The organism is Brevundimonas sp. (assembly GCF_050729455.1).
In the GTDB taxonomy this organism is placed as follows: Bacteria; Pseudomonadota; Alphaproteobacteria; order Caulobacterales; family Caulobacteraceae; genus Brevundimonas.
Genome location: NZ_JBOHLI010000040.1, coordinates 1 through 13,773, shown reverse-complemented (window position 1 = coordinate 13,773; position 13,773 = coordinate 1). Strand labels below are relative to the sequence as shown.

17 protein-coding genes and 1 tRNA gene are annotated in these 13,773 nt (G+C 67.1%); 7 read left to right on the top strand and 11 right to left on the bottom strand.

All coding sequences use genetic code 11. The features are described from left to right. Nucleotides 1-240, bottom strand: a complete 240-nt coding sequence (locus tag ACREEF_RS10930; protein ID WP_431565611.1) for a hypothetical protein — start codon at nucleotides 238-240, stop codon at nucleotides 1-3. A gap of 78 nt (nucleotides 241-318) precedes the next feature. On the opposite strand from ACREEF_RS10930, the gene ACREEF_RS10925 reads away from it, so the two are divergent. Further along, nucleotides 319-834 carry a helix-turn-helix domain-containing protein gene (locus ACREEF_RS10925; protein WP_431565610.1) on the top strand — a complete coding sequence of 172 codons (516 nt, stop codon included), beginning with the start codon at nucleotides 319-321 and terminating at the stop codon, nucleotides 832-834. Between the two features lie 570 nt (nucleotides 835-1,404). Here ACREEF_RS10925 and ACREEF_RS10920 read toward each other — a convergent pair. Beyond that, a complete protein-coding gene (locus ACREEF_RS10920) occupies nucleotides 1,405-2,664 on the bottom strand; it encodes a DUF6538 domain-containing protein (RefSeq protein WP_431565609.1) in 1,260 nt (419 codons plus the stop codon). Between the two features lie 102 nt (nucleotides 2,665-2,766). Then, nucleotides 2,767-2,856, bottom strand: a tRNA-Ser gene (locus tag ACREEF_RS10915). A gap of 149 nt (nucleotides 2,857-3,005) precedes the next feature. Between ACREEF_RS10915 and msrA the strand changes: the two genes are divergently transcribed. Together msrA and ACREEF_RS10905 are read left to right on the top strand one after the other, a co-directional pair. Then, nucleotides 3,006-3,656, top strand: coding sequence for a peptide-methionine (S)-S-oxide reductase MsrA (gene msrA, locus ACREEF_RS10910; RefSeq protein ID WP_431565608.1), 651 nt, complete (start codon nucleotides 3,006-3,008; stop codon nucleotides 3,654-3,656). 1 nt (nucleotide 3,657) lies between these two features. Continuing rightward, nucleotides 3,658-3,999, top strand: a complete 342-nt coding sequence (locus tag ACREEF_RS10905; protein WP_207825575.1) for an MmcQ/YjbR family DNA-binding protein — start codon at nucleotides 3,658-3,660, stop codon at nucleotides 3,997-3,999. Between the two features lie 3 nt (nucleotides 4,000-4,002). On the opposite strand, the gene ACREEF_RS10900 is transcribed toward ACREEF_RS10905, so the two are convergent. The 8 genes from ACREEF_RS10900 to flgF all read right to left on the bottom strand — a co-directional run bounded on the left by ACREEF_RS10900 (nucleotide 4,003) and on the right by flgF (nucleotide 10,524). Beyond that, nucleotides 4,003-5,823, bottom strand: a complete 1,821-nt coding sequence (locus tag ACREEF_RS10900) for a DUF885 domain-containing protein (RefSeq protein WP_431565607.1) — start codon at nucleotides 5,821-5,823, stop codon at nucleotides 4,003-4,005. 69 nt (nucleotides 5,824-5,892) lie between these two features. Continuing rightward, a complete protein-coding gene (locus ACREEF_RS10895; protein ID WP_431565606.1) occupies nucleotides 5,893-6,393 on the bottom strand; it encodes a hypothetical protein in 501 nt (166 codons plus the stop codon). A gap of 8 nt (nucleotides 6,394-6,401) precedes the next feature. Next, nucleotides 6,402-6,827 carry a hypothetical protein gene (locus ACREEF_RS10890; protein ID WP_431565605.1) on the bottom strand — a complete coding sequence of 142 codons (426 nt, stop codon included), beginning with the start codon at nucleotides 6,825-6,827 and terminating at the stop codon, nucleotides 6,402-6,404. Between the two features lie 36 nt (nucleotides 6,828-6,863). Next, nucleotides 6,864-7,331, bottom strand: a complete 468-nt coding sequence (locus tag ACREEF_RS10885) for a hypothetical protein (RefSeq protein WP_431565604.1) — start codon at nucleotides 7,329-7,331, stop codon at nucleotides 6,864-6,866. Nucleotides 7,332-7,453: 122 nt separating this feature from the next. After that, nucleotides 7,454-8,176, bottom strand: coding sequence for a flagellar basal body L-ring protein FlgH (gene flgH, locus ACREEF_RS10880; protein WP_431565603.1), 723 nt, complete (start codon nucleotides 8,174-8,176; stop codon nucleotides 7,454-7,456). 11 nt (nucleotides 8,177-8,187) lie between these two features. Then, on the bottom strand, nucleotides 8,188-8,979 hold the full coding sequence (gene flgA / locus ACREEF_RS10875; protein ID WP_431565602.1) for a flagellar basal body P-ring formation chaperone FlgA: 792 nt from the start codon (nucleotides 8,977-8,979) through the stop codon (nucleotides 8,188-8,190). A gap of 3 nt (nucleotides 8,980-8,982) precedes the next feature. Further along, nucleotides 8,983-9,771 carry a flagellar basal-body rod protein FlgG gene (gene flgG, locus ACREEF_RS10870; RefSeq protein WP_431565601.1) on the bottom strand — a complete coding sequence of 263 codons (789 nt, stop codon included), beginning with the start codon at nucleotides 9,769-9,771 and terminating at the stop codon, nucleotides 8,983-8,985. Between the two features lie 15 nt (nucleotides 9,772-9,786). Then, nucleotides 9,787-10,524, bottom strand: coding sequence for a flagellar basal-body rod protein FlgF (flgF, locus tag ACREEF_RS10865; RefSeq protein ID WP_431565600.1), 738 nt, complete (start codon nucleotides 10,522-10,524; stop codon nucleotides 9,787-9,789). 180 nt (nucleotides 10,525-10,704) lie between these two features. Here flgF and ACREEF_RS10860 point away from each other — a divergent pair, with 180 nt between their 5' ends. The 4 genes from ACREEF_RS10860 to ACREEF_RS10845 form a co-directional block, all read left to right on the top strand. Then, entirely contained in the window at nucleotides 10,705-11,355 is a 651-nt protein-coding gene (locus tag ACREEF_RS10860) for a flagellar basal body-associated FliL family protein (protein ID WP_431565599.1), read from the top strand. A 2-nt stretch (nucleotides 11,356-11,357) separates the two neighbouring features. After that, complete coding sequence (fliM, locus tag ACREEF_RS10855; protein WP_431565598.1) at nucleotides 11,358-12,416, top strand: flagellar motor switch protein FliM; 1,059 nt, start codon at nucleotides 11,358-11,360, stop codon at nucleotides 12,414-12,416. Between the two features lies 1 nt (nucleotide 12,417). Further along, nucleotides 12,418-13,008 carry a DUF6468 domain-containing protein gene (locus ACREEF_RS10850; RefSeq protein WP_431565597.1) on the top strand — a complete coding sequence of 197 codons (591 nt, stop codon included), beginning with the start codon at nucleotides 12,418-12,420 and terminating at the stop codon, nucleotides 13,006-13,008. Between the two features lie 110 nt (nucleotides 13,009-13,118). Then, on the top strand, nucleotides 13,119-13,773 hold a 655-nt coding region (locus ACREEF_RS10845; RefSeq protein WP_431565596.1), incomplete at its 3' end, for a MotE family protein.

Here is a 13,773-nt window from a genome sequence, read left to right as displayed (position 1 = left end):
CTAGGCCGCCGCTTCATTTAGACGATGACCTTCGTCAACAACGCCGCTAACCTTGGCTTCGCTGACCACGCGACTGCGCCATTCCTTGGCGCAATCTCCGTTGGTCCGCCCACGCAGCACGTTGGAAATGTAGGCTTGGCTGACGCGATTGTCCGCGCACCAAGCCCGTAACGAGGAACCTTGACGGATGAGCCCGATGCGCACTTCGCGCACCAGCAGGGGGCCGGGTTGGACGGTCATGATTGTTAAGACCCTTTGCAACGTCATCGTGTGGACAAGGACACATACCGCGTCCGATGTGTCCTTGTCCACATCGCTATGACGTTCGACGATGAAATTGTTGCGCTGAAGCGAGCCGTAGGCGCGACTACGGATATGGACTTGGCGGAAAAGCTCGGCGTGCAACGGTTCGCTGTTTCCAAGTGGAGAGCTAGAGAAAGCGTCCCCGCCAAGTATCGCGTCCTTTATTCTCACCCTTCAAAGGCCGAAATCAGCAACGCTGTAACGACAGCCCTTCGTTTCGTCATGATGGGTAAGCCTGAGAGGTCGTATTGGCTGGCGGCGTCTCTAAGTGTGTTGCCTAGCTCCACTTTCGATCTTATCGATGAAACAGAAGCCGCGCGCGGCTTACGGTTAGAGCGCGCTATATTGGACAGCATGAACCTTGCCATGACTGCGACCAATCGTGACCTGGGCAAAGAATGGTGCGCCGACGAAGACGACTACCGCCAGCTGGTCAGCGTCCTTCGTGACCGATACGCCGACGACGTGGCCCGTATCGCGTCCAGAAAACCACGCACGGGCTCAGACGACGCGCTCCAAGATCGCGCCTAAGCGTGGTCGTACCAAAATGACCTACGGGGGTTTGTACAAGTCTGTACAAACTTCGGGTCCAGAAGGGGGCGGCTAGGAGCGAACCGCAGACCTTTGCATCAAACTGATGCAATGGTTGAGATTGGCTCTGGTACCTATGCAGAAACCCTCTGTATCGGGTCCCACTTCCGCGCCTTGTCGCGGACTTGATCAATGTGCGCCTTTTCGGAAAAATTGTAAGCGCACAACAACTTACGAAACTGGGACCCCATTTCTGGAACTGGGCCGCCTCAGGTCCCAGTTTAGACGGCGTTCCGGCCCGCTTCGGATGATCATCGCCGCCCCGGCCGGACGCCCTGGCCCCATCGGACAAACCGCTCAAACCCTTATTCGGCGGGCCTTAAGAGGCTTTCTCGCGCCGCTTAAGAGCCGCCTAAACGCGTCATTGACACCTTGGGCCTCCTCCGGTGTAACTTGTCCACGGACTGTCTAAATCAGCCTTCGCTCTAGACACAGGTTCGCGAAAATTTCGCCGACCAATTTTTTTGAGAAGGCCGATTTACGTCAGCCTTTCCAAGGGTCTGGTCCCAGTCAGTCCCCGCCCATACCGGCCCATCCCAGTAGCCCTGTAGACTCTAGAAGGTCCTGTCCCCTCTCAGCCGCAACCACCTTGAGGAAGCCCAAGGCGATTAGATCGGAGTGGATGGGGACGCGCCGCTCGCTCCCTTCGGTCTTAACCTTCTGACCCCGTTCTTCGTTCTCTGCGAACCGCATGACCCAAGCGGAATGTTCGCCGCCTTCTTCGTCTAGGTAGGCCTCTTCGTAAACATCGTCGGGATGAAGCTGGCCTAGTTCAGTCTGACGAGCGCCCGTGTAAAGCGCTAGCAGCGGGAGCCAATACGCAGCTTCGCCACCGCCTCCGACAGGGCGAGCGCCATCTATATGAACGGGGCCACTGAACATGGCTTTGAGTTCGTCGCGGTCGAAGTGCAGCCGCTTATCTTTGGCCCGTCTCTTGTCGGCAACCTTGATGCCTTTAGCGGGGTTCGCAGGGATTAGGTCATTGTCCACGGCGTAGTTGAACAGCGTCCCTAAGAACGGGATGATGACATTGATATTTCCCGGCGTTTTGCCTTCGGACAGCAGCGCATCCTTGAACGCTATGACGTGCTGCTTAGTCACATCTTGGACCGCCAACTTGCCGACGACGGCCTCGAACCGCTTAACCGTCCGCGTCAGGTCCCGCACCGTTCTCGGCTGCGGCGTCCGCTCAGCTTTCCATTTGTCCAGCACATCAGCGAGCGGGACGCGGGGGCCGCCGGATGCCGTGGGCTTGGCGGCGGGAGCCGCAGCAAGGGCCGCCGCGCCTTCGCCCCTGAGGATGGCCCGGTTTGCGTTCCTAAGTGCTTCGGCCTCACTGAGCGACAGGCCCAGATTGTCGCCGCCCTTGAGGATCGCCCGATAGACCGTCAGGTTTGCGCGGGCCTCATCGTGGAAATCATCCAACTTTCCCGCCGCCGCATACTGCTCACGCTTACGGCGTAGCGCCGTCAGGGCGCTGGCCGCATACTCATCGACGTTGACTTGTCGCGGCGTGGTCCCCGCTTGTTCGGGAGGGGGCTCGACAACCGGGGCCTTCTCGGCTGCGGCCATAGCCGCCCGCGCCTCTGCAAACTCCCGATCCAGAGCGGCCCATAGGGCAACATGGAGCCGTTTGGCCTCAGCCGGGTCCGCCGTCCCTAGCGCTTTGGTGATTACTTCCCTGCCGTCATAGGCCGGGCGGAGGTCCTTGGGGATGATGCGGCGCGTGGTATATCGCCCGCCCTCGCGTCGAAAAAGGCCAGTCAACACGTCTGCTTTCTCCGTATCGAGTGTAGCAGACATTCGGCCCCTAACGATTGTAAGTGACTGATTTCCCAACAAACTCTTTCAGACCAAGAGCTTGTAACGGCGTGGCGGACAGAGAGGGATTCGAACCCTCGGTACGCTTTCACGTACACACGCTTTCCAAGCGTGCGCGATCGACCACTCCGCCACCTGTCCGTTTCCACGACGTCGCCGTGTAGCCGCCGGACGGTCGTTCCAGCGGAGGCGAGGCTGATAGAACAGCATGACCCCCTCGGCAAGCGCTGTCTGAAGGCCCATATGGGGGGAAGTCGATTTTGCCGCCGATTTCCGCGAGATTTTTTCCGATGCTGTTCCAGAAGACCGCCGAACTGCCGACCCTTGAGACGGCCCTGCCGGGGCAGGATGCGCCGCTGGCGACCGACGAGACCCATTTCGTCCTGGGTCATGCGCTGAAGGGGCCGCATCCCGACGGGTTCCAGACGGCCGTGTTCGGCATGGGCTGTTTCTGGGGCGTGGAGCGGGTGTTCTGGTCGTTGCCCGGCGTCTGGGTGACCTCGGCGGGCTATGCGGGCGGGATCACGCCGAACCCGACCTATGAGGAGGTCTGCTCGGGCCGGACGGGCCACACCGAGGTGGTGCAGGTGGTGTTCGATCCGGCTGTGATTTCCTATGGCGATTTGCTGAAGGCCTTCTGGGAAAATCACGATCCGACCCAGGGGATGCGTCAGGGCAACGACCAGGGCACGCAGTATCGTTCGGCCATCTATACGCTGAACGCGGCGCAACAAACGGAGGCGCAAGGCTCGCGCGACGCCTATCAGGCGGCGCTGAGCGCGGCGGGGCGAGGGGCGATCACGACGGAGATCGAGCCGGCGGGTCCCTATTACTTCGCCGAGGACTATCATCAGGGCTATCTGGCCAAGAACCCGGCCGGGTACTGCGGCATCGGCGGGACCGGCGTGGTCTGCCCGATCGGCGTGGGCGTGGAAGCCTGAGATGGACCGGGAGGGGGTAGGCAAGGTTTGTCTGGCGCTGCCGGGAGCAAGGCTGGACCATCCGTTCGGCGACGACCACGACGCCTACAAGGTCGGCGGCAAGATGTTCGTCATGGTGGGGGCGACCGGTGGAGTGTCGTTCAAGGTCTCGGACATCGCCTATGAGGTGCTGACCGAGAGCGGCCATGCGCGGCCGGCGCCCTATATGGCCCGCGCCAAGTGGGTGAATCTGCCCCGCATCGACGACTGGGCGGACGAGGAGCTGGCGGACCATATCAGGTCCGCCCACGCCATCATCGTCGGCAAGCTGACGAAGAAGGCGCGGGCGGAGCTGGGGCTTTAGGCGTCAGGTCGCGGGCTTCGCCTTCTGCTCGGCGATCCAGCGGTCCATGCGGGCGTCGAGCAGGGCCAGCGGCAGGGGGCCGTCGACCAGCAGGGCGTCGTGGAAGGTGCGGACGTCGAAGCGGTCGCCCAGTTCGCGTTCGGCCTTCTGACGGATCTGGCGCAGGCGGATCTCGCCGATCTTGTAGGCCGTCGCCTGACCCGGCCAGCCGATGTAGCGCTGCAGCTCGGTTTCGATGTTGTGCGGCGCCAGGGCCGAGTTGTCGCGGAAGCAGGCGCGGGCCTGTTCCGTGGTCCAGCCCAGCCAGTGCAGGCCGGTGTCGGCCACCAGGCGGCAGGCGCGCCACATCTCGTAGCTGAGGCGGCCGAAGCGTTCGTAGGGCGTGCGATAGATACCCATTTCTTCGCCCAGGAACTCGGAATAGAGGCCCCAACCCTCGATGAAGGCGGTCACGTCGGCGCCGCGACGATAGTAGGGCTGGTCCGCCGCCTCTTGCTGCAAGGCGATCTGCAGATGGTGGCCGGGGACGGCCTCGTGGACCGTCAGGGCCGGCAACTCATAGAGCGGCCGCTGATCCAGCTTGGACGTGTTGACGATATAGCCGCCGGCCACGCCGTTCTGCATCGATCCGGCGTTGTAACGGCCGGTGGTGTAGGTTTCTTCGATCTCGCGCGGGACGGGGCGCACGCCATAGGGCAGGCGGGGCAGGGTGCCGAACAGGGCGGGCAGGCCGTCGTCGGCGCGCTTGGCGATCTCGGACGCCTTTTCCAGCAGCTGCTCGCGGCTGGTCGCATAGAATTGCGGGTCGGTGCGCAGGAAGTTGAGGAAGCCGGCGAAGTCGCCGGTCCAGCCGGCGGCGCGCATTTCGTCCTGCATCCGGGCGCGGATGCGGGCGACCTCTTCCTGGCCGATCTGATGCACCTGATCCGGGGTCAGGTCGGTGGTCGTGTCGCTGCGGACCAGGAAGGCGTAGAGGTCGCGGCCGCCGGGGCGATGGGTCATGCCCGGCTCGGTCGGGGCCTTGGGCAGGTAGTCGTCGCGCAGCATGGCCAGCCAGGCCTGACGGCGAGCGGTGATCGGGCCGTCGATCAGGGCGCGGGCGCGCTGGCGCAGAGCCTCCTGATCCGCCGCCGGAATATTGGCGGGCAGGGCGGCGAAGGGCTTCATCAGCACGTCGGCGTCAGGGCTGGCGGCGATGTCGCGCTGGGCCTGGCCCAGGGCGCTTTCGACGACGGACTTCGCCTGGATCAGCCCGGTCGACAGGCCGCGCCGGGCGTTGGCGATCCCGGCGTCGTAGTAGGCGGGCGCGGCCTCCAGCCGGGCCAGCCAGGCGTCCGCGTCGGCGCGGCCGGCGATGCGGGTCGAACCGGCGAGATAGGACAGGGTCTGGCCGGGACCGCCCTCGGAGTCGAAGGCCAGACGCGACGGGTCCAGGCTGATCCGCTCCAGCTCGCGGGCGATCAGGTAACGGCTGAAGGCGTGGTTCAGGCGGCCGTCGGTGTCGAGGGCGGCAGGATCGACGGCGTCCAGTCGGGCCAGCAGGGCCTTGAGCGGGGTCTGACGCGCCAGATCGCCCGCGCGGCTGGGGTCGGGCAGGCGCGACAGGGCGTCACGGTCGCCGTCCATGCCCGAACTGATCGGGTCCACGCGACGCAGATAGGCTTCGTAGTCGGCCAGGATGCCGGCCAGACCCTCGGCGGCGGATGTCGTCGCCACGGCCGCGGGGCGCGCCTGGGCGCCCTCGGCCAGAGCCGGCGTCGTCGCCATGAATGCCGCCAGAGCCGCCCCGATCAGAAAACGCCCGGCTGGAAATTGCTTGTCCATACTGTCCTCCCTCAAGCGAGGGGGAGCAGACAGGCGCGCGGGGCGACGGTCAAGCTGTGTCGGCGTCGCTCAGCCGCAGAGGGTGAAGAAGCGGTCGATCCGGCCGCCCGATCCTTGCCGGGCCACCAGCGGGGTGCGGTAGTCGGGGCCGTAGGTCGCCAGCCAGCCGAGTTTGCGGAAACGCAGGAAGACCGGATCGCTGGTGCGGGCCTCGGCGCTCAGGTCGAGGCCGTCGTGCATGGCCGAGGGTTCGGCCATGGCGGGATAGGTTTCGGTGTCGCCGCCGGATTCCAGGGCGATGACCGGGGGATGACTCTCGGCGACGGTCTGCAGGATCTGCAGGGCGCCCGAGCCGGGCTTGCAGGACAGGCCCAGGGGCACGTCGTCGGTGTCGGCCATGCCGTAGGTCAGGCTGGACTCGCCGGCGTCCTCGTTCAGATGCCAGTCGTAACCGGGCGCGGGAACGGGCGCGCCGCTGGAGGCGCCGACGAGGTCGGACGCGGTCGGCGCGCAGGCCGACAGGGTCAGGGCCGCAAGCGCGAGCGCGGGGGCGAGCCGAATGGGACGCATGGAATTCCTCAGCCGGTGCACAGCTCGGCGAACCGGCGCAGCTTGGACAGATTCGCCCGATCGATCTCTACCGGCAGGGCCTGTTCGCCGACGGCGAGGTTGAGCTTTCCGTTGGCCAGGAAGGCGGCGAAGACCGGATGGTCGGCGCGCAGCATGGCCTCGAGGCGCCCGCGGCGGGCCTGGACTTCGGTGTTGGCCACGGCGGCGCCGGAGGTGACGGTGGCGATGCCCGTCGTCGGGTCGACGCCGTAGAGCAACAGACGCACGATGCTGGAGCCGGGCGCGCACTCAAGCGTGGCGCGCAGGCGCGGCGTGTCGGGAATCTCATTGGCCAGAACCAGAGGCCCGCTGCCGCTATAGAGGGTCCAGGTCCAGGCGTCGGCCGGCGTGGTCTGAAGCGTCAGGGCGAGCGCGAGCCCAAGCAAGGCGGTCATGGGGTGTCCCCGCTGATCGGATCGCGGGAACTTTGCTCAGGCGTGACGGGAAGCGCAATAGCCGAGGAAGTCCCGGACCATGCGGCGTTCGGCCGCCGAGGCCCGCAGCTGCTTGTCGCCGGCCTCGGTCTGGACCGTCATGCGCCCGCCGCCCGCCAGGCCGGTCAGGGCGGCGTCGGTCAGGGGCAGGCGGGCCTCATAGGCTTCGCCGTCGGACAGGGGGTCGATAGGCTGGGGCGCCAGCGAGGCCGGCGTCTGCACCGCCGACGCGGGCTGGGCGTCGCCATAGACGACCGCGCTGCGATCGCCGGGCGAGCAGGTCAGCATCAGCGCCAACTGGTCGGAATCGGGCATCCCGTAGGCCAGCTTGGCCATGGTCCCTTCGTGCTGAAGGAACCAACCGGCTGCGCCCGCATCGGACGTCGTCGGGGCGACGGGGGCGGCCTGTCCGGCGAAGGCAGCGAGACTGACGGCGGCGACGGCGGAAAGCAGGGACTTCAACATTACAAATCACTCGCGTTCGACAGGGCAAACGCGGGTTGTTTGTTAAGGGTTCACCGCTCCGCTTCGACGCGCGCGATTCCGTGATCGGGAGTCACCGGGAAAACACGCTCGCCGAACGCCGGTCAGAAGGGGCTGAACCGTTCCACCAGGGACTGGGCTGCGGGCGTCGCCTGCATCCGGCTGATGTCGCCGCGGCCGCCGTAGCTGATGCGGGCCTCGGCGATCTGGGTGTGGGCGATGGTGTTGGCCGAGGAGATGTCCTCGGGGCGCACGATGCCGGCCACGGTCAGTTCGCGGACCTCGCGGTTGGTGCGCACTTCTTGCCGACCCTGGATGACCATGTTGCCGTTGGGCATGACGGCGGTGACGACCGCCGCGACGGTCAGGCTGACTCGCTCCGAACGGTTGACGCTGCCCGAGCCGGCGGCGTTGGCCTCGCCCTCGGTGCCGACCATCTTGGCCGGGTCGAAGCCGCCGGGGAAGGCGCGGCCCAGGCTGTTCTCCAGGCCGAAGAAGTTGGTGACGCCGCCCGAGGCGCTGTTGGTGCGGGCGCGCTGGGTCGAGTTCTGGGTCTGGGCGCGGTCGTTGATGTCGATGTTGACCGTCAGGATGTCGCCGACGCGGCGGGCGCGCTGATCGCCGAAGAAGCTGCGCGCGCCGGTGCGCCACAGGCTGTTGGCCGAGGCCGGCGTCGGCGTCGGCAGATAGGCCTGTTCGACCGGCACCAGGGCGGCGGGATAGCCGATGGGAGCCAGTTCCGGCCCCTTCACCGCCTCGATGGCGGTGGAGCAGGCGCCGAGAGACAGGGCGGAGGCGGCGACGGCGAGGATCAGGACTTTACGCATGACGGGATCTCTCAGCGGGCGGCGAACTGTTGCGGGTTGGAGCGGGCCATCTGGGCGGCGGGCCCGGCGACGGCGCGGCCGGGGGCGACGGCGACGGCGTCGATGGTGCGGCCGGACTGGAGGTTCAGCACCGGCACGGCTTCGCCCGCCGAGGCGTCGCGGACGGCCTTGCCGGTGACGGTCAGCTCGACGCCGCCGACCACATAGGCGACCTCGACCATGTCGTTGCGGGCGATGACCTGGGGCGAGGCCAGGTCGCGGCTGGTCACGGCGGCGCCGGCGCGCAGGGCGCGTTTGGCCGACAGGCCGACGACCTGATCGGCGTCCTGGGGCCCGCCGGCGGGGGCCTGATGCGCCTGAACCGTGGACCAGACCACGTCGGAGGGCTGGACGATGTCGCCGGCGGCCAGGCTGCGGGCGTAGGTCAGGACCTCGACCGTGGCGCCGGGGCGCGAGGCCGCGCCGGCCCCCACGCTGGCGACAGCCGGACGGGCCGAGGCCTCGGCGGGAACGGCCCCGCCTTCGCGCACCACGATGCGGCGCAGGCCCTGGGGATTGCTCCACTCCAGACCGGCGCGGCGGGCGGCGGCCTGAATCTGGGCGGCCTCGAAGACGACGGTGGCCCCGGCGCGCTGGCCGACCACGACATCGGCTGCGGCGCCCGCGTCGTCGAACAGTTCGCCCAGGGTGACGCGGCCGTCGTCGTCGACGGGGTCGGGCAGCAGGCCGACGGGCCCGGCCAGGGCGGGGCCGGCGAAGGCGGCGGCGATCAGGGCCAGTTTCAGGGAACGGATCATGGCCATGACCTAGCTCTTCACCTGGGCCGAGACGGACAGCATTTCGTCGGCGGTCTTGATGACCTTGGAGTTCATCTCATAGGCGCGCTGGGCCACGATCAGGGCGGTGATTTCGCTGACGGCGTCGACGTTGGAGGCCTCGGTGTAGCCCTGCATCAGGGCGCCGTAGCCCGGTTCGTTCGGGGCGCCGACGGTGGCCGCGCCCGAGGCTGCGGTCTCCAGCAGCAGGTTGTCGCCGATGGCTTCCAGACCCGCCTCGTTGAAGAAGGTCGCCAGCTCCAGCTGCCCCACCACCTGCGGCTCGCTCTGGCCCTGGGTCGTGACCTGGACCTGGCCGGACTTGGAGATGGAGACGTCGATGGCGTCCTGGGGGATGGCGATGGCGGGCTCGACCGCATAGCCGTCCTCCGTCACCAGCTGGCCCTCGCCGTTGACCGAGAAATTGCCGGCCCGCGTATAGGCCATCTCGCCCGAGGGCAGGGTGATCTGGAAATAGCCCTTGCCGTCGATGGCCACGTCGTAGGTGTTGCCGGTGCGGCTGGGGCTGCCCTGTTCGGTGACGCGATAGACGCTGCCGGCCTTGACGCCCGCGCCGATCTGGATGCCGGTCGGGACGACGGTGCCCTGGGTCGAGGACTGGGCCCCCATGCGTTCGACGTTCTGGTACAGCAGGTCCTGGAACTCGGCCCTCTGACGCTTGAACCCGACCGTGTTCATGTTGGCGATGTTGTTGGAGATGACCTCCACGTTCAGCTGCTGGGCGGCCATGCCCGAGGCGGCGGTTCTGAGAGCGCGCATCGTTCAGCGGTCCTTCTAGCTGACCCGGCCCAGCCGCTCGACCGAGCGGCGCGACAGGTCGTTGGTGTTCTCGATCATCTTGCTGATGCGCTCGTAGGCGCGGCTGATCTCGATCAGATTGGTGATTTCCAGCAGGGTGTTGACGTTCGACCCTTCCAGCATCCCCTGGCGGATCTGCGCGTCGGGGGCGTCGGTCGGCTGGGTGTTGGAGGTGTTGCGATAAAGGCCGTCGCCGCTTTTTTGCAGCACCGACAGGGCGTCGAAGCGCACGGCGTTCAGGCGGCCGACCGGCAGGCCCTGCTGGCTGATCGTGCCGTCGGCGGCCACGCTGACCGGACCGCGCTCGGGGTCCAGGATGATCTCGCCGCCGTCGCCCAGGACCGGCAGGCCCTGCTTGGTCGTCAGTCGGCCTTCGGCGTCGGTGGTGAAGCCGCCGTCGCGGGTATAGGCCTCGCCCGTGCCGCTCTGGACCTTGAAGAAGGCGCCTTCGCCCTCGATGGCGAAGTCCAGGGCGCGGCCGGTCTGTTTCATCGCGCCCTGGCCGAAATCGCGGCCCACGCCCTTGTCCAGGACGAAGCTGGCCGAGGGGCGGATGGCGTCGTTGCGGGCGCGCTGACCGACCTCGGTCCCGACCATCAGCTGTTCGACCTTGAAGCCGGTGGTGTCGGCGTTGGCGACGTTGTTCGCCACGATGTCCAGCTCACGGCGAAGCGTCATCTGACGGGACAATCCGATGTAGGCGGCGTTTTCCACGAGTGCGGCTCCTTCGCCGATCTCGTCGCAACGACCGTGCCAACAGGGTTAAATCCAGGCGCAGCGGGCGTTTGAGCCGAATTGACCCCTGCGGCGCCCGGCAGGATTTGCCGATTGTAAACGCCTCGTTAACCAAAAACGCCTCATCAGGAAGTCTGTGAGGATCGGGGCGACGTGCGGATGCTGAAGCTGAAGCTGGGCAAGAAGAAAGACGCGGTGCCGGAAGGCGACGACGCCAACCTGCCGGCCGTGTCCGAGGGCGAGGGCGCAGAGGGCGAAGGCGCGCCCGCCAAGAAGAAGCTGCCGCTGCTGTTCATCATCATCCCGGCGGCCCTGGTCGTCCTGGGCGGCGGCGGCGGTGCGGCCTTCTTCCTGATGAAGCCCAAGCCGGCCGAGGCTGAGGCCGCCGGCGATCACGGCAAGGCGGAGAAGAAGGACGAGAAGGCCGACAAGAAGGGCGGCGACCACGGCGGCGGAGGCGGCGAGGCCGATCCGGCGCTGGGCAAGATCGCGGCGGGGCCTGACGGCGTCACCTTCTACACCCTGCCCGACATACTGGTGAACATTCAGTCGGCGGACGGACGGCCGACCTATCTGAAGCTGAAGCTGACGCTGGAGATGAAGGACGCCGAGCTGGCGACCCATCTGCAGGGCGAGACCCCGCGGATGCAGGATATGTTCCAGGGCTTCCTGCGCGAACTGCGGCCCGAGGACCTGGCCGGATCGGCCGGTTCCTATCAGCTGCGCGCCGAGATCCTGCGCCGGGTCAACCTGATCGCCGCGCCGGGCAAGGTGGACGCCGTGCTGATCGAAGAAATGCTGGTGTCCTAGGCATGACCGACACCCTGGCGGCCGAGAACGAACTGGATCCCTTCGGCGGTGAAGCGGACATGGGCGCGGCCCTGTCCGAGCGCGTGCTGAACCAGGACGAGATCGACAGCCTGCTGGGCTTCGACATGGGCGACGGCGACGACTCCGAACGGAGCGGCATCCGCGCCATCATCAACTCGGCCCTGGTGTCCTACGAGCGTCTGCCGATGCTCGAGATCGTCTTCGACCGCCTGGTGCGGTTGATGACCACCAGTCTGCGGAACTTCACCTCGGACAACGTCGAGGTTTCGCTCGACACCATCAGCTCCATCCGCTTCGGCGACTATCTGAACTCCATCCCGCTTCCGGCCATCCTGGCGGTGTTCCGGGCCGAGGAGCTGGACAACTACGGCCTGCTGACGGTCGATTCCAATCTCATCTATTCCATTGTGGACGTCCTTCTGGGCGGGCGTCGCGGCACGGCGGCGCTGCGGATCGAGGGGCGGCCCTACACCACCATCGAGCGGGTGCTGGTGCAGCGGATGGTCGAGGTCATCCTGAACGACGCGCGCGCAGCCTTCGAGCCGCTGACGCCGGTGCATTTCAATCTGGACCGGCTGGAGACCAATCCGCGCTTCGCCGCCATCGCGCGCCCGGCCAACGCCGCCATCCTGGTCAAGCTGCGCATCGACATGGAAGACCGCGGCGGCCGGGTCGAGCTGCTGCTGCCCTATTCCACGCTGGAGCCCATCCGCAAGATGCTGCTGCAGCAGTTCATGGGCGAGAAGTTCGGCCGCGACAACATCTGGGAAGGCCACCTGGCCACCGAGTTGTGGACCACGGAGACCGAGGTTCGCTGCGTGCTGGACGAGCAGCAGATGCCCCTGTCGCAGGTGCTGAATTTCAAGGTCGGCGACACCCTGATGCTGAACGCCACGCCGGATTCGGAGGTCTCGGTTCGCGCCGGCGCCATTCCGCTGACGACGGGCCGCATGGGCCGCAAGGGCCAGCATATCGCCGTGCGCGTCGAGGCGCCGATCAACCCCGACATCGCTTCCAACCTGAGCCGAGGGAAACGCTGACATGACCGGCATCATTCTCGATTCCATCCTCATGCTGCTGCTGGTCGCGGCCATCGGCTACGGCATCAAGCTGGAGAAGAAGCTCAAGGCCCTGCGCGACGGCCAGCTGGCCTTCGCCGGCGCCGTGACCGAGCTGAACGCCGCCGCCGGTCGCGCCGAACAGGCCTTGGCGACGCTGCGCGCCTCGGGCCATGAGACGGACCTGCTGCACGACCGGATCATCAAGGCCCGGGCGGTGAAGCAGGAACTGGAGGTGCTGATCGCCCGCGCCCCGGCCGGCCTGTCGCCGCGCGGCGCCGCGCCTCAGGTCGAAGCGCAAGCCGAGGCGCCGCTGGAGCTGAACGTCCCGGCCTCGGCCGTCGCCCCTCTGCTGGACGACGAAGCCCGCGCCCGCCGCATGGCCTCGCTGATGGAGCGGATCGAGGGCGCGCGCGCGGTGATGAAGGCGCCGGCCGCCCGACCCGCCGCCGCCCCTTCGGCGCCCGCTGAAAACTTCGCCCCGGTGCGTCAGGCCCTGGCCGCTAACCATGCTGCGCAACAGAGCCTCAACCGCGCCCGTCGTAGCTTGGACGAAGATCTTTTCGCCGCCTGATTCTTAGAGCCCCTATGTCCGAGGCGCGGCCTCGGACGACTTGAGGGGCGAAGAGTTGTTGCAGTCCCTATGCCTGTGCGGCGTCTGAACCGCCTTACCGAGTGCCACCTATGAGCAAGCTGCCCCGTCTTCTGCCCCTGATCGCCATCGCCATCGGCGGGGTCGTGGCCGTGCGCGCGGCGGGTGTGGCGCCGGAGCTGTTCCAGGGCGCGACCGCCTGGGCCCAGGAGGCCGTGACCGCCGAGACGCCGGGCGAGGGGGCTGCGGCGGCGGCCAAGCCCGTTCCCGCCGTCTGCGCCCTGACGCCGGAACAGCTGGCCCAGCAGGCGGGGATTTCCCCGGCCGAGCTGCGCATCATCCAGTCCCTGTCCAAGCGCCGCGACGCGCTGGACGCCCGCGACGCCGACTTCGCCACCACCCTGCCGCTGATGGTCGCCGCCGAGCAGAAGCTGGACGCCAAGCTTCAGGCGCTGGAAGCCCTGAAGGGCGAGATCGCCGTCCTGGTCGGCCAGGTCGACGAGAAGGAGAAGGCCGAGACCGACCGTCTGGTCGCCGTCTATTCCGCCATGCGGCCCAAGGAGGCGGCGGCCGTGTTCAACACCCTGGACGACAGCGTGCGTCTGCCGGTCGCCGCCGCCATGCGGCCCCGGACCCTGGCCGCCATCATGGCCCAGATGCCGCCCGCCGGCGCGCGTGAACTGACCGAAAAGCTGGCCAAGCGCTTCCAGGCCCAGCAGTTCGCCGCCCGCGCCGCCGCCGCGACGG